We start from the raw sequence: 22,862 nt of genomic DNA on the forward strand, positions 1-22,862 counted from the left end.
AGGGGAAAGTATTTTTTTAACCTCATTAAATTGTATTTATTTACCAGAGCAGCGCCTCCCACTCACGCACCTACTTATGTGGCTTCGACTACTAATTGTATTCCTGCTGGGCACTCAGCTGGCGCTAGGCCAGTCAGTAGGGCCTGAAGAACCGCCACACATCGTCCGCGACACGCTCCTGCTGAAAGACCCCAAAGGCCCGCATATATCAGAGGCCTACCGCTACTACACGGAGCCCTTTACGCTTGCGCCCAACCCTGAACGCGCCGAGGCTCAGTGGCGCCTGGGCAAATTTCGGTCCGGGCCCTGGCACAAAACCCTAAACCTAGGGCTCCTGCATGAGCGGGTATGGATGCGCCTAACCGTGCGTAACACCGAGGACCAACGCCTGCGGTATCTGTGGAGCATTTTTAACTTCACGGATAGCGCCGCATTGTACTGCCGCCGCCAGGGAGAAGCCAGGTTTACTCAACTGGGAGCGGCTAGCTCTTGGGTGCCGGCGGTTGAGCGCGCTTTCCCGGCCCGCTCCCTGAGCTTGCCTTTTACACTGGCCCCCCACGAAACCGCCGATCTGCTGCTGCGCATTGACCTGCACGCTGGGGCATTGTACTTGCCCACCTACATTGAAACCGCTGAGCACTTTCTGGCCTGGGAAATGAACTTCCCGTTTGAGAGGCATTGGGTCTGGCTGCTGGGCTTTTACTTTAGTAGTGCCCTGTTTAACCTGGTGCTGTTCACCTTCCTGCGCGACCGAATTCACATTTGGTATGTGGCCTACGTGCTGTGCTTATCTATTTTCCTGATGATGGAAGATGGCCTGGATGCCATGCTCCTGCCCACCGGCGCTTACCGGCTGATCTGGACGGTGGGGCAGTTCAATTTCACCATGCTGGCGGCGGCGGCTGGCATTCATATTATGCTGCTGTTTCTGCGGCTGCGGGCTAGGTGGCCGCGGCTGCACCGCACTGGGTACTGGCTCTCGGGCCTAGCCATGGGGTTTGTAGTGGTATATGCGGCGCTGTTCCCATGGGCCGTACGCCATAGCCTATCGTTTCTGCAGGTGCTTAATACCACCCGCGAGCTAGTGCTGCTTTCACTGTTTTTATACAGCTGGACGACGCTAGGCCTCGTGGCCCGCTCTAAGCCACGGCGCCAGCTGGCCGCTTACTATGCGCTTACCTACTTTTTCTTTTCGGTGGGCTTTGCCATTTTTTGGAGCAATCATGCGGGCCTGAGCAGCTTTAATCCCATTTATCCCAACCCCCTGGCCTGGGGTCTGTTTCTGGAGCTATTGGTGCTGAGTGCGCTGCTTACGGGTCGTTTCCGGCATACGCTGCGCCAAAATGCCCGGCTGCGGGTGCGCCAGCTTCGGCAGCGCAATGCCTTGGGCGCGCGCCTGATTGAAGCCCAGGAAGAAGAGCGCACCCAGCTGGCGCGGGAGCTTCACGATGCCCTGGGACCTAACCTGGCCGCCCTGAATCTGGCCTGGCAAAGCCCGGCCATTAAGAAGGTGCTGGATAGCTCGTCGGAGGCGGCCGCTGCGGGCAAGCAAACCCAGCTGCTGCTGCGTCACCTCCGCGACCAGGTGCGCACCTACAGCCACGCCCTGCTGCCCGCGGAGCCCGGCCAGGAAAGCTTAACTGACTCGGTGGCGGCGCTGGGGGAATTGCTCAACCTGTATGGGAGCCCCCATGTGCACGTTCATTGCGACGATGGCCTGGAACAGCTACCGCCCGTGGTGCAGCAGGCCGCCTACCGCATTGCCGCCGAGCTACTGAACAACGCCGTGCGCCACGCCCGCGCTACTGAGGTAACCGTGCGTTTGCAGCGCCAGCCTGCCACCCTTGAAATAGTGGTAGAAGACAACGGCCGGGGGTTTACCCCCCACACGCCGGGCTCCGGTATTGGCCTGCGTGGCGTGCGGGCCCGCGCCGATTACCTCCACGGTAAAATGTTCATCAACAGCTCAGACCACGGCAGCCAGATTACGGTAGTATTGCCCTGCTAAGGGGCAGAAACAACAGGCAGCACTTGCTGTTGCCTTCGCCCTAACAACCAACACAGGCCAAGCACCACCAGGCCACACCCCAAACCCAAGGTGGGGGCGCTGGCCACTTGCAGCACCCAGCCTGTAATATACGAGCCACATACTCCGCTTAAATTCACTAACGCCATGTAGGTCGTGAATTGAGAGCCCTCAATCTGGGGGCGACACAGCGTCATAAGCAAGGGCAGCGCCGCCACACTCAGGCTAGGGTCGGCGAGGTTCCAGACCAGCAGGCCCAGGGTAGCCAAGGCCTCTCGGTGCCACCAGAAACTCAGACTGCAGAACAGGAGCAGAAAGGTACCCAGCGCCCCCAGCACCCAGCGCTGCAGCCGGGCCGGGCCAATGCGGTCGGCTACCATGCCGCCGGCCCCAATCAGAACCAGAGAACTGAGGCTACCCCACCCACCCTGCAGCATAGAGAGCTTGCTGTCTGACCAGTGCAGCTCCCGAATGAGGTGAAAGGAATACGCCCATCCAAATACGCTAAAGCACAGATAGGCCAGGGCAATGCCCCCGAAAAGCCGCAGTGAGCGAGGCTCGCTAATGGCCCGAAACAGCTCCTTAAACAGCCATTGTACGGATGGATTATCAGCATTCTGCGCTAGGGCTACGCGGCGCTGGCTGCGGCTGGGCAGGAGCTGATCCGTCGAGTCAAGACGAATGAAAAAGGTAACAATGGTAAATACCAGCAAGGCCGCCGACTGTGCCAACGCAGCCCAAAAAAATCCATAGCGGTGCAGCAGCCACGAGAGTCCCGCTGCCCCGGCGGAAATTCCTAACAGGAAGCCCCCGCGCATGCAGGCATTCACGCGTCCTCGCTCGGCTTCCGGCACTACGGATATTGCAATGGCATCAACGCTGGCATCCTGAATAGAAGCAAAGATGCTGTGCACCACAAAAGCCGTGGTAAGCAGAGAAAGCTGCGCCACGGGCTCCCGCACCAGCAGCAGCAGCAGCGAGGCCAACACCGCTACCAATTGCGTAAGCACCACCCACTGCTTGCGGTGACCAATAACGGAGTACTGATACTTATCAATCAGCGGCCCCCACACGAACTGCACCGTCCAGGGCAGGCCTACCATGGCGGTGAAGGTAGCTACCGCCTGCACCGGCAGATGCTGGGCGTTGAGGTAGTTAACCATAGCCGTAAGACCAAACCCCGCCGGAATGCCCTGCATTCCATATAAATAAAAGAACGTACCGTAGCGTAGCCCCGCGCTTTCCCGCAATACCAGACTCTTCACATTATACGTGCGCTAGTTAAGGTGCCAATATAAGGCACCGCAGGTCATCTCGGCTACTTACTGCCAGTCGGTTCGCTGCTGAGGGTTTCTTCCGTCACCTTACGAATATCAGTGCTGACCTTCTGAATGAAATCAAGCTGCTCTACTAGCTGCGGATCAACGGTGGCCTCGGTGGTCAGGCCAGTGCTATCGGGCACGTTAGGTAGCTCGGGCTCTTGGGGGTTAAGCGCCCGCAAGCTCCGGTACAACGACTGCTGAGCCTGACGAACGGGCTTGAGCAGGCTGGGCACCTGCGGCGGCCGACGACTGCCCGTGAGCATTGCCGAGGTAATGGAGGCCACATTGGAGGACAGGATGTGGTTGAGCACCACAAACTCGTGCACTTCATTGGGGCGGTGCTGCTTAGCGCGGGGCTCCGACATCATGCGCTGAAAAGCGGCCGCCAGGTTAGCTGAGCTTACATACACCTCCTTGCGGGCCAGCTTGTAATCTACCACCGCCACAGCTGACCCGTTTAGGGTTTCAAACAGGGTTTGGAGGTAGCGCAGATTGGCGTGCAACACCTGTTTCATGTAGTCCTGCAACTGGTCAGACTCCCACCGCGGAAACAGCAGATACGCGGCGCCAAAGGCCAGCACACAACCCGTAATGGTATCAATCACGCGTTCTTCTACCACCTGCAGATAATGGAGCCCCAGGAAGCTGAACAGGATAAGCACGAAGGGCGTCATGAAGGTAACAGCCACCACGTAGTTGCTGCGCGTGAAGCTGAAAGAGGCAAGCATAAACAGACCTAGCAGCACCACTAGGGTAGCTTTATCCTGCACCAGCCAGAGTACCACGCCGCCTACTACGCCGCCCACCAACGTACCCAGCACCCGCTGCACGTTGCGCTGCTTAGTGAGGCTGAACGCGGGCTTGAGCATGTAGGTAATGGTCATCAGAATCCAGTAGCTATGGTGGCCGGGCAGCAGCAATTTGGCCACCAGAAAACCCACCAGGCAGGCCAGCATCATGCGTACCGCGTGCCGGAACACGCCGGAGTTCAGGGTTAGATGGTCGCGCAGTTGCTCTAGCCCAAAGCTTTGGTGGCCTACAAACCGGCCAAACTCCAGCTCGTTGCCACCGAGTGTGGGGGCGCTGGCATTGAAGTAGGCCTGAATATCCTGCAGGCGCTGGTTGAGGTTGCGCAGGTTTACCAGAATCTTTTTCAGCACCAGCGTACTCCCGGGCTGACTGGGGTCATCGAGGGCATCGATGCGGGCTTTGAGCTGCTCTAGGCCACTGGTGAGGTTAGCGCGCGACCGGAAACCGTGGTTGGCCTGAATGGCAAATCCTATGTTCTCCAGCTCAGCGGCCATCAGGTCGGCCACATCGGCCACTGCTTCTAACACCCCAGAGGAGCCAAACTGCGTCCGGATGGCGGCATAGTCGTAGTACGTGACCGTAATATGCTCGTAGAGGTCAATTACATCTACGAAGGTGAGCACCAGCCGCCGCCCATTGCCCGTTGACTCCTTAATCATTTGGCGGGTTTTGAATAGCAGCTCGCGCACGGCATCCTGCTTTTCGTTCACGGTTACCTGCTGAGCCACCAGCCGGCGGTAGTCTTCTTCCAGGCTGGTGCGGGTGCGGTAAAAATCGGCCTTGAGCCGCAGGAAATCAGCAATTGACCTAATGCACTCCCCCAAGGCCTGCTGGGCCGGCCGGTAGGGCCTAATTTGGTAGGTCAGCAGGCTAATGGCCATGTACCAGAGGCCCCCAGCCGCAACCAGTCCCGCATACTGCAGCAGCTGTAAAAACGACAGGTGCCGGTCCATCATCAGAATGAGTAATAGCAAGCCGGCTGTCCCCACAGAGGCAGCGCGGTTGCCGTACGCCAGAAACAGCGTAAACACAAAGCTGAGCACCACCACCTCCAGGCCCAGCAGCCACAGGTAAGGCTGCGCCAGGCCCGTGAGCAGGGCCACCAGCGGCAGCAGTACCAGGCCTGCCAGCATGCCATTGCGCTTGTGCACCACCGGCCCCGGCGAGTCAGTAATGCTAATACACAAAGCCCCCAACGATACGGTCAGGCCGGCATCAAGGTGGCCTAGCAAGCCCAGCGCCACCCCCGGAATCAGAATGGAAAGCGTGGTGCGCAGGCCATCAGAAAAGTCCTGGCTGGAGAAGAAGTACTGAAAATTGCGGGTATGATCATTCATTGCAGCAGGCTGCGGGGCAGGTTCGTGGCGGCTATACGGATGTACGCGCCCTACGGACGGGTTCTGACGCTTGGGCCAAGCTACCAGAAAAAAGCCGAGCCTACGTTGCGCAGACCCGGCTTTTGTTTTGTGGTAAGTCTCGGCTAGGTCACCTCTCAGGTGTGCATTTGCTCCAGTATGGGCAGCGTATATCGCTCACCCCGGGCCAGCATGTGCACGCGCAAGTCGCGCATGGTGAAGGGAGTGCCAGGGGCTATTTCATGAATGTTGGTAGAGGAGCACTGCATGCCGTCTACTATAATCACGATACCATCCCCAATTACTTCCAGCTCGCAGCCTTTGGTAATAACTACGCCGGTATTTTCCTCCAGCCCCAGCCCAATGCAGGCGGGGTTGGTGGCAATAATCTGGGCCATGCGCACAATGCGGCCCCGGGCTACAAAGTGCGTATCAATGGCCACGTTGTGCAGAAACTCTAGGCCAGTGGTAATATGAATTTCATCCTTGAGCATGCCGGCATCATTGCGGCCCTGGTAGATCATGGGCGTACTCATGGCCGTGGCTCCCGCGCTGGTGCCCGCAATCAGAAACTGGTCATGGGTGTAGCGCTGCTTAATAACCTGCTGCAGCAGAGTGCCGCCCAGCAACGCGGTCAGCCGCAGCTGGTCGCCACCCGTAAACATTACGCCCCGGGCCTTCTGCAGCACCTTCACCAGTTCTTCGTCATTAGCCTGCTGCCGGGTCTGAATGTTGAGCACCTCTACCCGGCTGGCCCCTAGCTTCCGGAATATTTCCACGTATTCCTCGCCTGCCTGCTCCGCATCCTCTGAGGCCGTTGGTATCACCACAATGGGGCCTTTACCATCCAGCTCATCTACTACGCGTTGCAGAATAAGCGCTGGCGCTATATCTGGTATTTCACTGGTTTCACTTTCGGGGAGCTGCTCTTTACGCTCATGGCCCCCAATAGGAATTAATATTCCCTGGGGGTGTGGGCAGCTCGCTTGCCCGCCTGCCTTGGCAACGGATTTTTTAGAGGATGCTGGCATACAACAATGTAGTACAACAACTAACCTGGCCTGGCCGACCACGGCGTGACGGTAAGCGCTGATTATTCTTTTACAGGTGCCAAGTTGGAATTGGCCGGGCCATTTAGCAGCTCACCAAATGGGGTAAAGCGCGAGCCGTGGCACGGGCAGTCCCAGCTTTTTTCGAGGCCATTCCAGTGCACCACGCACCCCAGGTGGGGGCAGATAGCAGAGCACTCGTGAGTTTGGCCGGCGGCATCACGGTACACAGCCACCTTCGAGATGCCCCGCCGCAATACCGCCCCCGTACCGGGCTCTATCTCTGCTTCCTTGCTCACGTCGCCGCCCGTGAGCAGATCGGTGTACTCCGCAACTACATTGAGGTTTTCGCGCACAAACTCCTTCACTGACTCCGGGCGAACGGTCACGCGGCCGGGGTCGTAGAGGCTGGTCCAGGGGTTGGGGCGGTTTTGGATCAGGTCGGTGACTATCTGGGCGCCCAGCGTGCTGTGGGTCATCCCGTGGCCTGAGTCGCCGGTGATAATATACATATTCTCGGCATCGAGGGGGTTGCGGCCCGCATAGCCCAAGCTATCTACAGGCTCCATCACCTGCCCCGACCACCGGTACTCAATGCTCTGCACCGCCGGGAAGTGCTCACGCGTCCACTCCTCCAGGCAGCGCAGCCGCTCCTCGGGGTTGTCCTCCTGGCCGGTTTTATGATCCTCGCCGCCCACCAACAGCAGGTCATAGTCAGCCGCTGAATCTGTGATTTCCTGCAGCCGGATGTAGTGGTAGGGGTCGGCGGTATCCCAGTACAGGGCTTTAGTTACTGAGCCCTTAGGCACGCGGGCCGCCAGCGCATATGTGCGGTAAGGGCTCTGTTTGGTATGCATCACCACCCGGTCGTTGAAGGGGGTGTTGGTGGCTACTACCACGGCCCGGGCCTGCACATCCACCTCATCAGAAACGACGGCGCGAGCTTTGGGGCCACCCTGCACATCCGTTACGTGGGTGTGGGTATAAATCTGGCCACCCTGCCGCACAATGGCTTGGGTGAGCCCTTCCAGATACTTCAGAATATGAAACTGTCCCTGGCTCGGAAACTTCAGGCACTCGCCGGTATGAAACCCTTTTACGCGGGCATCCTTGAGGCGCTCAACGCCGCTCAAGCCTGCCCGATGAGCAGCCGCTAGCTCGTCGTCCAGTTCTTTAGGGTCGCCATCTTTGGGCAAAAACAGGTAGCCATCGAGGCGGGTAAAGTCGCAGTCGATGTTTTCCCGCTGCACAATCTCCTCAATGCGCGTAATGGCCATACCGTGGCTCTCGGCCGCCAGGCGGGCACCGGTCTCCCCAAACAGCTGCTCCAGGGTGCTGTACCGGTCATCGAGGGCATTGGAGAGGTGGGCGGTGGTGCGCCCGCTTTCGCCGCTAGCCAGGTCCCCATCTTCCAGCACTACCACTTTGAGCCCCTCCCTACCCAGCAAGTACGCGGTAGTAAGGCCCGCAATGCCGCCCCCTACTACCACCACATCAGTAGAAGTAGACTTTTTCAGGGGCTTAAAGGCAGTTAGCGGGCCAGCAGTACCAAACCACGAGGTAGTAGTAGCGCCAGAAGTACGGGCAGGGTTAGGGGTAGAGGCCATAGCAGCAGATCGAAAAAGATGAGCTTCTCTCTACGCCAGGCTTTCGGGGCGGGTTAAGGTTGAGCTTACCCCGCCCCGAAAGCCTTACGGCTGCTTAAAGCCTATTTGCTTTACGGTGGCTACCTCCGTGGCCTCTACTTTAGCTTCTAATACCTTCCCCGTAGGGCAAGCGCAAGCCCGGCACGTAACCTGCGAAGCACTGTTGCTGATTTTGATACCGTACAGCTTCACGCCTTTCTGCTCAACGTATTGCTGCACGGCTTGCTGAAAGCCCTCATCGGTGGTGGTGTTGGGCGCGGTAGTAGCCCACGGGTCGGCGCAGTTGGTTTGGGCGTAGCGTACGGTGACGGGGTTGGCTGGGCCTGGCTCCGTTTCTTCCTTATCACAGGCCGAGGCTCCGGCCACCAGTATGAGTAGCAATGCAATCTGATTCCGCATAGTATAGATTAAGAGGGTAGCTGGGGTGGTTCTACTCAGGAGAGCCTGCTCACCCCAGTGAGGTTGCAGGTTGCCGGCAGAAAGACCTCCCCAGCTTCCTGGTGGCCTAGCGCCAACAAGCCAGTGCCGCCCACCCTGTCAGCGGTTGCTACTAGGGCGGGCGGCACTGGCCGGATAAGAAAGTAGGGGTTGGCGGGCGCTATACGCTAGTACAGAATATCATCTACGGGCTCCAGTTTCGGAGGCACCTCGGTTTCGCCCAGCATCTGGCGCAGGTCAATTTCAATGGTGCGGCAGATGGCCGTCATGGGCACATCGTTCATTTCGTTTTCAAAGGGGTTCTCGCTGGTGTGGCCTACCACCTCAATGGTATTAAACACCCACGACACCAGCACGGAAAACGGCACGGTCAGCCAGATATGGTCGGGGCCCATTTTGGCAAATTCGCCAATGAGGCCTAGCGGCAGCAGGGCCACAAAAATCCAGATGAAGACGTAGCTGAAGAAGGCATATTGGCGCGGGAAAGGCGTATTTTTGATTCGCTCGCACCCGCCCTGCAGGTCATACAGAATTTCTAGAGTACGAATCATTTGCACGTGCTGGAAGTCATTGAGCAGACCACGCTCCTCCCGGAGCACTCGCAAATCGGCGGCCTGCTGCCGGATCAGGTGAGCCGGGGGGTTGCCCATCTGCCGCAGCCTCTCTGATTCTTCCTCATCCAGGAAAGGGGCCACAGCGGCATCCCACTGCTCGGGCTGGCGCCGCAGGTTCAGGCGCAACGCGTTGCACCACGCAATCTGGCGGTACACCATGCGCTTGTGCCGCACCGAAAGCTCCTGGGCCGAGGCCGCGGGGGCATCTACGTTGGGCGCATCAACCACGGAAGTCACAAACTCCAAAGCCTCCACCGCAAACGTGCGGCTGCTGTTCACGATACCGCCCCAAAGCTTACGGCCTTCCCAGAAACGCTCATAGGAGCCGTTATTTTTGAAACCGATGTAAAAGGCCACGGCCGTACCCAATAGCGCAACCGGTTGCCACGGAATGGATACCGAGTGCAGGTTTAGGGGGCCATATACAAAACATACAAACACGGAGTAGGCGGTAAAAACCAAGAGGCTTTTCCAGGCATACTTCCAGATTACGCGCAAGCGCAGATTACTACGTACGTACACGGAGGGGGTGTTAAGGAGCAGATGAAAGAAGGCTCCCAGTAACCCGGAGCATTGCAAAGTACGTGCGCCACATTAACCTCACATTAAAGTGGCCTGCACGCTACTATGCAGCTGCTTTACGCATACCATCCAGTGCACCGCTACTCACCGTTCGCAATTACCTGCTCAGTTGCTCTTGTTGCCTTTGCGTCTATTCCAACATAATACCCATTAGGCGCATCAGCTGGCTGGCATTGAAGGCCCGGCATACGCCCGGCGTGAGGTGGTAGTCGAAGCGTAGGGTGCCATCGGGCTCCAAGAAGCTGTTGAAGCTAAAGTTGCTGACGGTACCCGGCAGCTCCTGCTCCAGAGCGGCCAGCTCCAGGTCGTGAGTGCTGATAAGGCCGCTGGCGGGGCGCTTGTGCAGCTGGTGTACCAGGGCGCGGGCCCCGCGGTGGCGGTCCTGGGAGTTAGTGCCCTTCAGGATTTCATCGAGCAGGTAAAACACCGGCAACTGGGCGGCTTCGGGCGCCTCGGCCAGATCCAGCAACAGGCGCAGGCGTTTAAGCTCAGCGTAAAAGGAGGATGTGTTTTCCGCGAGGTTGTCGTTGGTGCGCATGGCGGTATACACTTGTGCCGGGCTGCACCGGAAGCTGTGGGCGGCTACCACGGCACCGGCCTGGGCCAGCACCATATTCAGACCCACCGTCCGTAGAAACGTGCTTTTGCCCGCCATATTTGAGCCCGTAATAACAGCCGTCTGGCCCAGGCCACTCAACCGGAAATCGTTGGTGATGCGCTGGTGGTCGAAGATGAGTGGGTGGCCTAGCGCTTCGGCAGAAACCTCCAGCGCCTCCGGGCTCAGGCCAGGCTCGGCGTAGGTAGGGTTAGCAGCTCTGAAGGCAGCCAGGCTCACTAGGGCATCTAGCTCAGCAGCAGCCTCCAACAGCGGCTCCAGCTTACCCCCAAGGCGGCGCTTCCAGCGCTCCAGCTGCCACATGCCCCATAGGTCCCAGAGCAGCAGCCCATTCACCGTGCCCGCCACGGCCGGGTTTTGGCGCAATGAAAACCAGCCCGCAATGCGCGCCAGCCAGCCTAGCAGCTGTGAGGCCGTAACGCCCTCTGCTACCTGCAGCGTGCGGTGAAGGCGGCGCAGGCCGGCATCTTGCCAGTCACGTTGCTCAAAGAGCGCCAGCTGATCGTGCGCCGCCCGCAGCGCATCACGCATGGCCGTGGCCTGCTGATAATACGCTGCCCGCTGCTCCTTAAACCTGGAATTCAGGAAAGTAGTCAGCAGTAAGCCACCGAACAGGTACCAGGGGCCATAGTCGTTCAGCAAAGCCACCAGGCCACCTACCGTGAGCAGAGGCAGCACTACCAGCAGCGGCAGCAGCCAGCTCTTGCCCGCAAAAAAGTCCGGCAGCTGCAGCCAGGCCGCAAACTGGCGCGGGTCTGACTCCTGGCGGGCGTAGTGCCAGGCGCGGGCCTGCCACTCCTGCTGCCAGGCCACGTCGGGGGCCAGCTCGGCGGTGGCCTGTTGCCGCTCCCGCACCGCCGCGGCCGGGCTGGGGGCCAGCAGCCACCCGGCCAGCCAATCCTGCCCTAGCCGGGAGGTACTGCGGTTGAGTAGCTGGAACAAGGAATGGCTGCCAAACACATCGAGGTCGGCGGCGTAGGGGTGTTGGGTGTCAAGGTAGCGCAGGCCGGGGTCAAAGCTCGTGAGCTTGCCCCCCAGGCGTAGTTGCTCGTCGCGGTTGAGCTGGGCCAGCAGGCGATGATGCTCCCGCTGGTAGCCCACGGTAGTATGCCAGCGCACTAGGCCCAGAAACACGAGGTAGGCCGCAAACAGCAGTCCGAAGCCCGCCATCACTTGCCCATTGCTGAACAGTAGCCATGCTCCTACTGCCGCGCCCCCAAATACCAGCAGCCGCACCAAGGCCACTAGGCGGTGCCGGCCCGCGAAGTAGGCTTCACGCTCAGTGTAATGGGCCAGGTTTTCCTGGAAAAGCTCAGCGGGCGAAACAGATAGGGTACGAGTGGCAGGGGAAACAGGCACGGCAGCAGATTCAATGAAACCACGAAGGTACGCAAGGTGGCCTAGGCCAGGCTAGCTTAAACTGCACCGTGCCTGAGCCTGTTACTCACTCTGCCAAGTGAAGCCAAGGCCTTTCGCCCCGTCAGTGGCCCTATAATAGCCACATACTCCCTGACATGCTTTCTACTCAATAGAGTAAATCAGCTTATTACCGCAATGCACTTCAGCTCAATGGCAATGGGTGTGGGCAGGCAGTTGACTTCCACAGTGGTGCGGCAGGGCTGGTTGCTTTGGAAATACTGGGCATAGAGGCGGTTATAGGTCGGGAAGTCGTTGCGCATGTTGGTGAGGTACACGGTTACGTCCACGAGGTCTTCCCAACGGGCCCCGGCTTCTTCCAGAATGTAGCGCACGTTCTGAAACACGGCGTGGCACTGGCGCTCAAAATCGTAGGCCACTATGCGGCCGGCGGTGTCCAGCTCCACGCCGGGCACCTGTTTCTCGCCGCGCTGGCGTGGGCCCACGCCAGATAGGAATAGCAGATTACCGGCGCGCCGGGCGTGCGGATAGAGGCCTACCGGCTCGGGGGCGCGGCTGGAGTTGTGGGCCGAGGAAGTTGCGTCAGATGCCATACCGCCAAATCTACCGAAATGCGGCGCTTTTTGCATGGCCAACGAACCTGAACCGGGGCTGGTGCGGTTGTTGACGTACGCCCAACCCGGTATTTTAGCTCCTTCTTCTCTTCTATCTTTCTCATGACGCCCACTTTCCGCCGTGTTACGCTTGCGCTGGCTCTGAGCGCCGTGGCCTCCGCATCTGCCTTCGCCCAGCAAAAACTTAAATACCCCAAGCAGCCCGCCGCCGAGATTTATGACGCCGTGGAGAAGCCCGCCGTGCCTCTGGGTGGCCTGGACGCCTACGCCCAGTACCTTGCCGACAAGCAGCAATACCCCACCGCGGCGCTCCAGGCCGGCACGCAGGGCACCGTAAATGTGACCTTTGTAATTGAGAAAACCGGCTCTATTTCCAACGTGACCGTGGCCCAGCCCGTAGCGCCGGAGCTGGATGCCGAGGCCATCCGCCTGATTAAGGCTGGCCCGCGCTGGACGCCCGCTCAGCACCGGGGCGGTGTAGTGCGCCAGCGCGTTTCTATTCCTATTACGTTCCAGATTCCGGCCAGCGCGGAGGGCGGAACGGCCGGAGCTGCCCCAGCGGCCGGGGCTGGCCCCACCACCCAGGTTGTAACGCCCGATAAACCCGCCAGGCCAGTAGGCGGCACCGATGCGTTTTTTGAGTGGATCCAGCAAAACCAGAAGTACCCTGCCCTAGCACGCCAGCGTAAGGTAGAAGGCCGCGTGATGATGGAGTTTATAGTACAGAAAGATGGCTCTCTTGCTGAAATAAAGCCCATTAAGCGCATGGGCTCCGGCCTCGATGAAGAAGCCATTCGCCTCATCAAAGCGGCCCCCAAATGGGAGCCCGCTACGTATAAGGGCCAGCCTATGAAGCAAAAAATGGTTTTGCCTGTTGTATTCCAGCTATAGCCTACCCTTGGGCACTTAAAACTTGCGTGTAGTGCAACGCAGGCAGGTTTTAGGAACTCTTTTAAAATATATCCTTTCGTTACTCGTCTGCCAGTATACTACTGTACTACCGGCTGATGAGTTAGTGGCCCGCCGGTTCCTCCGCTCCTGCCATTCTTTCTGCCCCTTCCGATGCTGTCGCCCCTGCCTCTTATTTCGGCCCCGCCCGTCGCCTTTGGCCATCCGCTGCCGCTGCCCGATAGTTATTCTATCTGGCCCTACCAGGCACGTTTCCGACAGGCAGCGCAGGTGGTAGCTACTGGCATTTTTGAGGCGCTGGATGACGACCTGGACCCCTACGTGCTGCTGCTGGCCATTCCAGCCGATCCGCATGAGGAAACTACCACGGTGTGCCTGGAGCCGGAAGACTGTGGCTTTGATGCCGCAGCTTTTACGGGAGCCATTGCCCGGGGCCAGTATTTGCAGCTCACTTCTGAATGGGCCCCCTCCGACCCAGAGGTGATGCCCGAGCCGGTAATTCAGCGCCGCCAGCACGCCATGGGGCTGCGCCGCTCTGTGCAGGAAGTTCTCGAGGAGCTAGATAACCAGGGCAAACGCGTCTCGTTTGCGGGCTTCCCTATTCAGATAGACCGCCACTTCGTGATTCCGGTGCTGCAGCTCAACCGCAAGGTGATGAACAGCTACCCCACGTTGCAGCCTAACCGTTTTTATACCGATGGCCGGGTTCTGCCGCACTCTTTGCTGAAGGCCGCCATTGTGCGTTTTAATGAGGAGTGCCTGAAGTCCCTGACGGAGCCGGAACCGGGCTCGGGCCTGCTGGTACGCCCCCGTGATACCGATGAGCTGATACGGGCCGCGGGCCAGCTGTTCATGGATACTCCCGCCCAGGATATCGGCATGAACCCTTCCATGGCCAAGCTGTTTGCCACCTGCAACACTATCTCGTCGTTGCGCTATGAGGGGGCTGAAGGGGTAGGAAAGATGATGCTGGCCCGGCGCGGCCACCCTAATCTCACGGAGATATTTGCCCTCACCTGCCCTACTCCGCTCACCGACTACCGGGCGGTGCGCAAGCTTCTCGAAATGACGACCGAGGACGTAAGCCTGCTGGCCGACGCCGAGAACGTGTATGCGCTGGGCCGCCAGGTAGGCCACTACGATACCACCCGCGAAGACCTGTTCGTCATCAACTTCGTGAACCACTACGCCTGGGAGTTTCAGCATGATGGGCATGTGCTGATGCGGGCCCACTACGGCTTGCCCAGTTTGCCGCGTACCCACCTCAACCGCAACAAATTCCGGCGTGACCTTAAGCGGACCTTCCAGCTCACCGACCTGGATAAGGTGGAGCGCCTTTGGGATGTGGTGCAGGAAGCCAGCCGCCAAAAGCACGGCACGCTGCTGGTTATTACCACGGAAGCACTAGCCGAGGCCGACCGCCTTAAGCTACAATGCACGCTCATTGAGCCAGTTCCCCTCACCCCGCTCATCACGAGCCTGGTAACAGCCATTGATGGCGCCGTCTTGCTCGACCCCGATGCATATTGCTATTCTATTGGCGTAATCCTGGATGGCAAAGCCTCCGGCCACGGCAACAGCACCCGCGGCGCCCGTTTCAACTCCGCGGTCCGTTACGTAGACAGCTCTCCTTACCCGTGCATTGCCATTGTGGTAAGTGAAGACGGCCTAGTAGATGTGGTTACCAAAGAAAGCCTGCGCGAGGAGTAAATGAGGTGATGTAAAAAGGGAAGAGGTGAGAAGTAAGTTGCCCTACTTCTCACCTCTTCCCTTTTTACATCACCTCATTTACTTCTTTGCCCTAAACGACCACGTGATGCGGAATACGGCCACTACGTCGCCGGCTTGGTCTAGGCCAGTGCTGGTGCACACTACGGTGCGCCCTTCACCCGTTGCGCGGCTTTCTGCCATGGCTTGCGCAATAGCGGCGCCATCAGTGCTGGTGAAGGCAATAAGGCCCACGGCTTTTTTAGTGAATTCAGCTTCCAGGCCCACTACCAGCATGGAGGTAGGCGAGCCGCTTTGCACGTGCATCATGGCCAGTAGGCCACTGGCCATTTCGGCGGCCATGCTCAGGCAAGCGAAGTAAATGCTGCCAAACGGGTTTTTTGTGAGGTACTTAAACGGCACCGTCACGGTAGCCTCCTGCACGGTTATGCTCCGGATGCGCAAGCCCGCCAGATACGCCATGGGCAGGCTGCGCAGCATAAACAGCCGCAGCTTCAACGGATTCTGGATGATCCGACGAAATTGCTCCATGCGGGGCGTATCAGCGGGAGCGGGAGTTGGCTGGGAGGTCATGCCGAAATATACCGAATTAGGTGAAGTTGTTAGGCAAGCCTACTTTCTACCTCTTTCTACTCTTCGGTAGGCCACTACTTGCGGCCAGCGCGCGGTGCTTTGCGGGGTTTGTCGTCGGCTGGATGCACGCTGAGTTCCTTGTAGCCGTAGGTGGCATCGGTTTCCCGACGGAAATCCAGCTCAGGAAGTTCTCCCAGCACTATTTCGGCGGTGGTATAAATGATGTTTCCATCCAGCAGATGCCCGCCAATAGTTCGGCCCGTGGAGTCAGCTACGGATAGATGCAAGTGGCTGCCATTCACCGACAGCGTCCCGACTAACGACACAATCTCAAAGTGGCCGTGGTACACTGTGGGTCCCTCTTGGTTAGCCAGGCGTAGCGTGGTGGTAGTCAGGCTCCCCACGCAGGTTAACACCGCACCGGCTTTCAGGTGCTGCCCTTCCACAAAGCGTAGTAGCTGCTGGCGTAAATCGTCGCCGGGGTGCAGGCGCAGGGCATGAGCCCGCATGGGTGAAGAAGCACTGGAAACGGCAAGTGGCCTAGCAGACATAGCAGGAGCAGATTGAGCCGAGGCAACCAACACCTGCAGTGCCAGCAGCCCCGTCAACAAAAATTGAATCATGAGGCCAAGGTAGCTTCCCTATGGGTTACCCCATCTTTCCAGCTACAGCAAAGCCCTCCTTCTAACTGCCCTAGGCTGGGCAGTTAGAAGGAGGGCTTTGCTGTATAGTGGCACTTGAGGCTAGGTGCTTACTTATTGAAGCTTACGTTGCCGTAGCGCACTTTAATGTTCACGTTGCCGCCCGCGCGGGTTGGCACACTACCAAAGCTGCCCTGCATGTCACTGGATGAGGCACTGCTTTCTTCTGAATCTACCCGCACCAAGCGTTTATCTACCAGCAGCTTGCCGTGCTCGGTGTTTACATCAAATTTGAACGCGGCCTCGTCGGGGAAATTCAGCTGGATTGTGCTGTACCCTCCGTCTACGTTGATCTGGCGGAAGTTTTTGCCCGTGCTGCGCACCTCGAAATTGGGGCAGAACTGCACGGTCATATCCAATTGGTTGCTGAGCTTATCAACGCTGAACTTGGAATAGCCCGAGGTGCCGCGCAAGTTGCTTACGTTGCCCAGGGCCACGTCGCCGTACTTGCTGTGTACGGTGAGGTCTTTTACCGTTCCAATGTCAATGTCCGAGGAGTTGTTGCGCAGGTCTACTACGTCGCCTGCCGTCAGGCGCAGCTTGGAGTAGGAAGCATCAATGCTGGCGGTACGCACATACGACATGGCACACTGGCCGTTATTTACGCGCACCAGGTTACGGCTGCCCTCGAGCCGGGCGGTGCGCAGGGTGCCATACTCTACGGCCAGGTCAGTAATGCCGCTTACGTCACCGGTCAGAATTACCTCCCCAAAGCTGTTATGCAGGTGCAGGGGCGTATTTTTGGGTACCCACACGGTGTAGTTCACCTCGTAGAGCTTGGTGCGGCTCCAGCACTCCCGCGGCATAGCACCAAAGCGCGACTTCACGCTGATGCCGTCGGTGGCAGGGTCTTTTTCAGCTACCTGCACGTTAATCATTTCCTGCAGCTGCTGAGCTTTTTCTTCCGTGTCGGAGCGGGTAATGATATCCACATCAGTCCGCACCTCGTTGCGGCTCCACACGTTTACCTGCACGCGACCATAGCGGGTATCCAGGGTATAAGGCTTACCCATGGCCTTGAACGTCCGGCTAAGCCTGCGGACTTTCTCTACCGTGGGGGCCTGGGCATCATCTTGGGGGCCTTGGGCGGTGCTGCCCTGGCAAATATTGTCGGGGCCGCTCTGGCCTTGGGGCCAAGCCGTGTCTTTGGGCTGAGGGTAGTAATGCACCGCCGGTCCCATGGCGGGGTCAGATGCAGTCTGTGCCCCTACCGGCCCCGCCACCACGGCCAGTAGCCCCACTATTGACAGCAGGCGCCACGGCCACAAACTTAGTACAGCACTATTACGAGGGGAGCTCATAGCTTACGGCATCCGGCGGCTGTCAGCCACCATGTACGGTTGATTGTGATAATCACGGATTCTTTCCCGCGTGCGCAACTGCTGGGTCAGCAGATCCAACCGGATCTGCAGGTTGCGGTTCATGGCTTCCAGCACTACATCTGGCTCGGGGTTGCGGTAAAGCTCTACTTTCAGCTGCCGATACGTTGAGTCGAGGGAGGTAAGCTCCTGGCGCCAATCGGCACGCGGGGCGGCGGGCATTTCGGCATCCAGGGTGGTTAGCTCCTGCTGGCGCTCCGTAATCTGGGCGGCGTAGTAAGACTCCATGCGTTGTACGGCACCTCCCAGGCGTTGCTCGGGGCCATCGGTAGCAGCCGTGGCAGTTAGGCCTGGGCCTTTGTAAAAGGTCTGGCTTTCCTGAGCATCCGGTGTTATCTGAGCGGCCAAGGCAGAAGTTGTAGCGCTTGCCCGCGTCCAGATGGTGGCGGGGTGCTGGGCTTGCCAGAAATAGCCGGCCATTACAATAGCAGCCACGGAAGCGGCAATGCCATAGGGCCAGGCCGTGCGGGCAGCGGGCGGCGTAGTGGGGGCCACAGGCGCCAGCGGCGCCAACGCTTCTTCAGGGTATAGGGCTACGATCCGCAACGGCGCTTCTTCCTCAGAGGAAACCGCTGGTGCGGTAAGGTCTAGTTCGATGTCGTCCCACAAGTTGGGGCGCGGCTCGAACGCGTCAAAGTCGGCGCGGTGGCGCTCAACAAAGGATTCAAGTCCGGTTTTCTTCTCGTTCATGTCAGGTGGTGAAGCGCTCTAGGCCACTATGCCCGGTATCGTCTGGAAGGGGTGGTGGGCGATACTAGGCCGCAGGCTAAAAACAATCAGGCGGAGTCTGGTACGCTGTCGAATACGTGTTACAGGCCGTGTTGGCGGGCCAATTCAAGTAATTTCTTGCGAGCCCGGCTGTATTGCGACTTCGAAGTAGATTCAGTGATATGCAAAATGCTGGCTATTTCGGCGTGGTCGTAGCCCTCCAGCAGGTACAACGACAGCACCACACGGTAGCCATCGGGGAGTTCCTGCACGCAGCGCCGTACTACATCGGCCCGCCACGAAAGGTCCTCTGAGTCGAGGCCCAGGCCGTGGTCGTCGTGGTCGAAAGCAGCCCCGTCGTGTTGCTCAGCCAGCGGCACTAGTTGCAGGCGCCGGTTACGCAGGCAGTTAATACTTTTGTTGATAACAATGCGCTTCAGCCAGGAGCCAAACGATGAGTCGCCCTTGTAGCTGTGCAGCTCCCGGAAGGCACTCAGGAAAGACTCTTGCAACACATCCTCGGCCTCAGCAAAGTTGCCGGTGATGCGCAACGAAGCGTTGAACATGGCTTTTGAGTAGCGCTTGTAGATTTCAGCCTGTGCCCGCCGGTCACCCAGGCGGCAGCGCTCCACCAGTGGAGCGTTGATGTCAGTGTATGCAAATGCCTCCATGGGTTGGGTCTGGGTTGGCGGGGATTCGGAAAGGTGTGAATCGTAAATATCCAACTTTTCCGGGCTAAATCGGCGAGTACTATCGGGTAAGCAGGTGAAAGACAGGCCTAGACCCGCGAGGTTGCACTCTCTTTCCAAGACACCCGTCAATTCAAGATTGTTCATTGGCCAGCGCTGCTCACCTCAGGCGGTGTAGCATTGCCACTTTTCTGGCAGATGGGCTCAGCCGTTGATGTATTGATCAATAAGATGGCCCGCCAATTAAATATTTATGTTTTCTGGCGCATCTTACTGCCCCGTTACCTACTTATATCAGCTAATGAAAAAACGTATTTTTAGCGCATGCCTTCTGGCCAGTGTAACTGCGTGTGATAAAAAAGACGCCAAGCCAACCATCGACTTTGGCCCCCATGATGGTATTACCCAACGCGACGCCAGTAACCGCCTCTACGGCACCATTGATACCACTGACTGGACCGCCGACGAGACCTGGACTAAAGAGGAACAAAAGCTCTTTACTGTTCCCTTCAACTTAAATGCACCATTCCCGCTGCGCATTCAGCCGCGAGAGTTTTTCCCCAACCCCACTACTACTAAGAAAGGCGCCTACGGCTTTTATGGCATTCCTAATGGAGCTACCTGGTCTATGGTTTTTGTTGACAAAAACTATAAAGTGGTGGAGAAGCTCGAGTATGGCCCCTTCAGCGTTTCCGAAGTGCTCTTCGGCTTTGATTTTCCCGCCGATAAATTCCAGCCCAATACCACGTACCGGGTGTACTACCTCATTTACCAAAAGGCTCCGGCAATCCTGTACCTAAAAGGCCACGGCGACATTAAGATTGGCTCTTAGAAAGTGGCCTAGAAACAAAACGCCCGACTGGAAAACCAGCCGGGCGTTTTGTTTCTAGGCCACTAAGCCACTTTACACGTCAAACTTGATACCCTGAGCTAGCGGGAGCTGATTGGAATAGTTGATGGTATTGGTTTGGCGGCGCATGTAAATGCGCCAGGCATCGGAGCCAGACTCACGGCCGCCGCCGGTTTCCTTCTCGCCCCCGAAGGCGCCACCAATCTCAGCACCACTCGTGCCAATGTTTACGTTGGCAATGCCGCAGTCGGAGCCGGCGTGACTGAGGTAGGTTTCCGTTTCGCGCATGTTCAGCGAGAAGATGCTCGAAGACAAGCCTTGGCGTACGCCATTTTGCACCGCAATGGCCTCTTCCACCCCGCCGCTGTACTTGATGAGGTACAGGATGGGCGCGAAGGTTTCTTCCTGCACCGTGTGGTACTCGTTGCGGGCTTCTACGAGTGCAGGCTTCACGTAGGTGCCGGTTTCGTAGCCAGCGCCTTCCAGTACTTCGCCGCCAATCAGGAGCTTGCCACCTTCCTGCTGCACAGCTTCCAGAGCTTTGGTGAAGCCTTCTACTGCTGCTTTATCAATGAGCGGGCCCACCAGGTTACCGTCCTGCAGGGGGTGGCCGATGGGCAGGTTAGGATAGATTTTTAGCAGGCGGGCCTTCACATCCTCAAAAATACTCTCGTGGATGATGAGGCGGCGAGTGGTGGTGCAGCGCTGCCCGGCCGTGCCCACCGCGCCAAACACCACGGCGCGCATGGCCATGTCCAGGTCGGCGTGCTCAGTGAGGATGATGGCGTTGTTGCCGCCCAGCTCCAGCAGTGCGCGCCCGAGGCGGCCACCTACTACTTCGCCTACTTTTTTGCCCATGCGGGTGCTGCCCGTAGCCGATACCAGCGGCACGCGCCCATCGGCGGCCATGGCGGCGCCAATTTCCGCATCGCCAATAATCAGGTTAAAAATGCCCTCCGGCAGCTCATTTTCCTGAAGCACTTCTTTCAGGATGTGCTGCACGGCCACGGCTACCAGCGGCGTTTTCTCAGAGGGTTTCCAGATGCACACATCACCGCACACGGCGGCCAGCATCGCATTCCAGCTCCACACGGCCACCGGGAAGTTAAAGGCCGAGATGATGCCTACCACGCCCAGCGGGTGATACTGCTCATACATGCGGTGGGCGGGCCGCTCTGAGTGCATAGTGTAGCCGGTGAGCTGGCGCGAGAGGCCCACGGCAAAGTCACAGATGTCAATCATCTCCTGAACTTCTCCCAGACCTTCCTGCAGGATCTTGCCCATCTCATAGCTTACCAGTTTGCCCAGGGGCTCCTTGTACTGGCGAAGCTTGTTGCCAATTTGCCGGACAATATCGCCGCGCTTGGGGGCGGGCACCAGGCGCCAGGTTTGGAACGCTTCTTGGGCGGTTTTCACCACCTGGTCGTAGTCGGCGGTGGTAGCAAAGGCCACGGAGCCAATCAGGCGGCCATCGGTGGGGGAGTGAATGGCACGGGCATTTTCGGTGCTGCTACCCCAGCGTAGGCCAGTGCTCCAGGCGGCGCTTTGGGCTTCTACGCCCAGCTCCTGCAGTACCTGCCGGATGCCGTGGTGGTCGTGGTCCTGTACGTCGGTGCCAGTGGCGGCCGCTTCTTCGAGGGCTTGTTTCATGCTAGAAGGATATGGGGATGGGTGGGAAAGCGAAGGAAACTCTTTGGCAAAGCTACTAAAATAGGCTTGGCCCCCTTTCTATGCTCCTCCGCTACATACGCCACCTGTTTCGCACCCTAGGCCTCTTGCCTGATGCGCACCGAGCGTAACCATTCCTCGGCGGTAGGCACATCATCAAAAAGCTGCAGGCGCAACTCGTCGTTGGGTGAGCAGTCACCCAATGTAGCGGCTTGGTCCAGCAAATCATGAGGTTGCACCACGTGCGCAATGTAGCGCAGTCCCAAGTGCAGGGCCCGTGGCATCCATACGCTGCGCAGCCATTCCACCGAGTCAAACCAGGGCCCTGAGAGCCGGCTGTTATCATTAAGCAGATATGGGCAGTGCAAGTTCTGCATGGTGCTCAAGAACATTTCGGCGCCATTATAGGCCTCCATGGGATCAACGTGCCCTAACCAAATTGCTCGCAGCCACCCCTCCTCTTCATTAAACTCCAGCTCGCAGCTACTGCCGTCACGTAAATCTGTATGTTTAGAAACTCGCATATTGTACAGCTGAGGGGACTTGGTTAATTTTTGCTAACGTACCAGCCGTGGTTGCAGGTTTCGGCGTCACTGGCCTACTGCTCTGCCCTTGCCCGGTGCTGCTACTTATGCAAATTTCGCCACTTCATGGCCACCTGATTTTCCAGTAGCCGTGCTTTCCAACCGCTGACGCCTCTTTCAATTGCCTCCCTATGCCCACCGAATCTTTCACTCTTACTCCCCGCCCCGACCTGGGTATTCTGGTGGCTCGTTGGGCCGAAAATGCCCCCTATCCGCAGCTGCAGCGTGATTTTTCCGCTCTGCTAGCCACGGCTCAAGAGCATAATGTGTGGCGGTGGCTGCTGGATGTACGGCGGCGCGACCAGCTTGCCCCGGAGCTAGGCCACTGGACCACCCACCTATTTTTTCCGGAGGCCGCTCAGCTTGCGTCCGGGCTGCTGCGCATTGCGGTACACTGCTCGCCCGCCCGTTTGCTGGTGTACGAGTCTTCACCTGATCAGCAGGAATACATTGAGTACGGTATTGCCTCTGAGCGGCCCTACCAGCTTCGGTTGTTTATTGAAGAAGGCCCGGCCATTACCTGGCTACTGGCCTAGCACCAGAAGTCAGGCCACCTTGCACTTCCTGCTTACGCGTTTAACCATAGAAAAAGCCCTCCGCTGTGTCAGCGGAGGGCTTTTTTTA

20 protein-coding genes are annotated in these 22,862 nt (G+C 58.3%); 5 read left to right on the top strand and 15 right to left on the bottom strand.

Features of this window, described 5'->3' with window-relative positions:
* The first annotated feature begins 76 nt into the window (after positions 1-76).
* Positions 77-2,008 carry a sensor histidine kinase gene (locus HMJ29_RS03625; protein WP_171590209.1) on the top strand — a complete coding sequence of 644 codons (1,932 nt, stop codon included), beginning with the start codon at positions 77-79 and terminating at the stop codon, positions 2,006-2,008.
* On the opposite strand, the gene HMJ29_RS03630 is transcribed toward HMJ29_RS03625, so the two are convergent.
* From HMJ29_RS03630 to HMJ29_RS03665, 8 genes are all read right to left on the bottom strand, one after another.
* Positions 2,005-3,291, bottom strand: a complete 1,287-nt coding sequence (locus tag HMJ29_RS03630; RefSeq protein WP_171590210.1) for an MFS transporter — start codon at positions 3,289-3,291, stop codon at positions 2,005-2,007. The genes HMJ29_RS03625 and HMJ29_RS03630 overlap by 4 nt on opposite strands.
* A gap of 53 nt (positions 3,292-3,344) precedes the next feature.
* Positions 3,345-5,495, bottom strand: a complete 2,151-nt coding sequence (locus tag HMJ29_RS03635; RefSeq protein WP_171590211.1) for an FUSC family membrane protein — start codon at positions 5,493-5,495, stop codon at positions 3,345-3,347.
* A gap of 155 nt (positions 5,496-5,650) precedes the next feature.
* The gene (locus HMJ29_RS03640) at positions 5,651-6,544 is read right to left on the bottom strand and encodes a cyanophycinase (protein ID WP_171590212.1); all 894 of its coding nucleotides are present in this window, start codon (positions 6,542-6,544) and stop codon (positions 5,651-5,653) included.
* Between the two features lie 62 nt (positions 6,545-6,606).
* The gene (locus HMJ29_RS03645; protein WP_171590213.1) at positions 6,607-8,169 is read right to left on the bottom strand and encodes an FAD-dependent oxidoreductase; all 1,563 of its coding nucleotides are present in this window, start codon (positions 8,167-8,169) and stop codon (positions 6,607-6,609) included.
* 84 nt (positions 8,170-8,253) lie between these two features.
* Positions 8,254-8,607 (bottom strand): hypothetical protein, encoded by a 354-nt coding sequence (locus tag HMJ29_RS03650; protein WP_171590214.1) that lies wholly within the window; start codon positions 8,605-8,607, stop codon positions 8,254-8,256.
* Positions 8,608-8,813: 206 nt separating this feature from the next.
* Positions 8,814-9,782 carry a bestrophin family protein gene (locus HMJ29_RS03655; protein ID WP_171590215.1) on the bottom strand — a complete coding sequence of 323 codons (969 nt, stop codon included), beginning with the start codon at positions 9,780-9,782 and terminating at the stop codon, positions 8,814-8,816.
* A gap of 190 nt (positions 9,783-9,972) precedes the next feature.
* Positions 9,973-11,817: a MutS-related protein gene (locus HMJ29_RS03660; RefSeq protein WP_171590216.1), complete on the bottom strand. Its 1,845-nt coding sequence runs from the start codon at positions 11,815-11,817 to the stop codon at positions 9,973-9,975.
* Between the two features lie 179 nt (positions 11,818-11,996).
* Positions 11,997-12,428, bottom strand: a complete 432-nt coding sequence (locus tag HMJ29_RS03665; RefSeq protein ID WP_171590217.1) for a RidA family protein — start codon at positions 12,426-12,428, stop codon at positions 11,997-11,999.
* Positions 12,429-12,551: 123 nt separating this feature from the next.
* Between HMJ29_RS03665 and HMJ29_RS03670 the strand changes: the two genes are divergently transcribed.
* Together HMJ29_RS03670 and HMJ29_RS03675 are read left to right on the top strand one after the other, a co-directional pair.
* Entirely contained in the window at positions 12,552-13,340 is a 789-nt protein-coding gene (locus HMJ29_RS03670; protein ID WP_171590218.1) for an energy transducer TonB, read from the top strand.
* Positions 13,341-13,511: 171 nt separating this feature from the next.
* The gene (locus tag HMJ29_RS03675) at positions 13,512-15,068 is read left to right on the top strand and encodes a DNA integrity scanning protein DisA nucleotide-binding domain protein (RefSeq protein ID WP_171590219.1); all 1,557 of its coding nucleotides are present in this window, start codon (positions 13,512-13,514) and stop codon (positions 15,066-15,068) included.
* 78 nt (positions 15,069-15,146) lie between these two features.
* Here the strand turns inward: HMJ29_RS03675 and HMJ29_RS03680 are convergent, their stop codons facing one another.
* The 5 genes from HMJ29_RS03680 to HMJ29_RS03700 form a co-directional block, all read right to left on the bottom strand.
* Positions 15,147-15,659, bottom strand: coding sequence for a PaaI family thioesterase (locus tag HMJ29_RS03680; protein ID WP_171590220.1), 513 nt, complete (start codon positions 15,657-15,659; stop codon positions 15,147-15,149).
* 74 nt (positions 15,660-15,733) lie between these two features.
* Entirely contained in the window at positions 15,734-16,282 is a 549-nt protein-coding gene (locus HMJ29_RS03685; RefSeq protein WP_171590221.1) for a PPC domain-containing DNA-binding protein, read from the bottom strand.
* A gap of 128 nt (positions 16,283-16,410) precedes the next feature.
* Entirely contained in the window at positions 16,411-17,661 is a 1,251-nt protein-coding gene (locus HMJ29_RS03690; protein ID WP_171590222.1) for a DUF4097 family beta strand repeat-containing protein, read from the bottom strand.
* Between the two features lie 3 nt (positions 17,662-17,664).
* Positions 17,665-18,429, bottom strand: coding sequence for a hypothetical protein (locus tag HMJ29_RS03695; RefSeq protein ID WP_171590223.1), 765 nt, complete (start codon positions 18,427-18,429; stop codon positions 17,665-17,667).
* Between the two features lie 119 nt (positions 18,430-18,548).
* The gene (locus HMJ29_RS03700; RefSeq protein ID WP_171590224.1) at positions 18,549-19,118 is read right to left on the bottom strand and encodes an RNA polymerase sigma factor; all 570 of its coding nucleotides are present in this window, start codon (positions 19,116-19,118) and stop codon (positions 18,549-18,551) included.
* Positions 19,119-19,437: 319 nt separating this feature from the next.
* On the opposite strand from HMJ29_RS03700, the gene HMJ29_RS03705 reads away from it, so the two are divergent.
* Entirely contained in the window at positions 19,438-19,968 is a 531-nt protein-coding gene (locus HMJ29_RS03705) for a hypothetical protein (RefSeq protein WP_171590225.1), read from the top strand.
* A 72-nt stretch (positions 19,969-20,040) separates the two neighbouring features.
* On the opposite strand, the gene amaB is transcribed toward HMJ29_RS03705, so the two are convergent.
* Both amaB and HMJ29_RS03715 read right to left on the bottom strand, forming a co-directional pair.
* Positions 20,041-21,636, bottom strand: coding sequence for an L-piperidine-6-carboxylate dehydrogenase (gene amaB / locus HMJ29_RS03710; protein WP_171590226.1), 1,596 nt, complete (start codon positions 21,634-21,636; stop codon positions 20,041-20,043).
* A gap of 116 nt (positions 21,637-21,752) precedes the next feature.
* Positions 21,753-22,178 (bottom strand): hypothetical protein, encoded by a 426-nt coding sequence (locus HMJ29_RS03715; RefSeq protein ID WP_171590227.1) that lies wholly within the window; start codon positions 22,176-22,178, stop codon positions 21,753-21,755.
* 191 nt (positions 22,179-22,369) lie between these two features.
* Between HMJ29_RS03715 and HMJ29_RS03720 the strand changes: the two genes are divergently transcribed.
* A complete protein-coding gene (locus HMJ29_RS03720) occupies positions 22,370-22,774 on the top strand; it encodes a hypothetical protein (RefSeq protein WP_171590228.1) in 405 nt (134 codons plus the stop codon).
* Positions 22,775-22,862: the final 88 nt, after the last annotated feature.

It is taken from the genome of Hymenobacter taeanensis, assembly GCF_013137895.1.
Taxonomy (GTDB): Bacteria; Bacteroidota; Bacteroidia; order Cytophagales; family Hymenobacteraceae; genus Hymenobacter; species Hymenobacter taeanensis.